The sequence below is a fragment of the Halomonas sp. genome (assembly GCF_033549285.1).
Lineage (GTDB): Bacteria > Pseudomonadota > Gammaproteobacteria > Pseudomonadales > Halomonadaceae > Halomonas.
In genome coordinates, this window is record NZ_JAWSUJ010000205.1 from 1 (window position 1) to 580 (window position 580).

2 tRNA genes are annotated in these 580 nt (G+C 48.8%); both read left to right on the plus strand.

Features of this window, described 5'->3' with window-relative positions:
* Window positions 1-151: 151 nt before the first annotated feature.
* A tRNA-Gly gene (locus tag SCI24_RS21435) sits at window positions 152-226 on the plus strand.
* Between the two features lie 6 nt (window positions 227-232).
* Window positions 233-308 (plus strand) — tRNA-Thr (locus tag SCI24_RS21440).
* Window positions 309-580 lie beyond the last annotated feature (272 nt).

The following is a 580-nucleotide window of genomic DNA, read 5'->3' on the forward strand; positions in this document are numbered from 1 at the left end:
AGACTTCGAAGGTTCGAATCCTTCCCCCACCACCAATTTCGGCCACGCGATGGCGTAGCCCGAGACGATAAGTTCGCTTACCGGCTCGAATAAAGAGAGCTTCTCTCGATATTCAGTGCAGAATGAAAATCAGGTAGCCGAGTTCCAGGATGCGGGCATCGTATAATGGCTATTACCTCAGCCTTCCAAGCTGATGATGCGGGTTCGATTCCCGCTGCCCGCTCCAAGATGTGCTGATATAGCTCAGTTGGTAGAGCGCACCCTTGGTAAGGGTGAGGTCGGCAGTTCGAATCTGCCTATCAGCACCACTTCTTTTCTCCTCCCTGTTTTTTCCTTCTGTTTATTGCATTCAACAAGTCGGGCATGTTGCCTGGTTGATGTGGTGATATCACCGATTTATCCGTGTCTTAGAGGGACAATCGATGACGTCCAAAAAGCAGAACGTGCGGAAAACATTAAGAAAAATTATAAAAACCCGGCATAAATGGCGAGGGTTTAAGCAATCGAGCGGCAGCGTACTTACCCCGCACTCCATTAGCGGGTATACTCATGCCGCATTGTCCTCTTAGTTAAATGGATA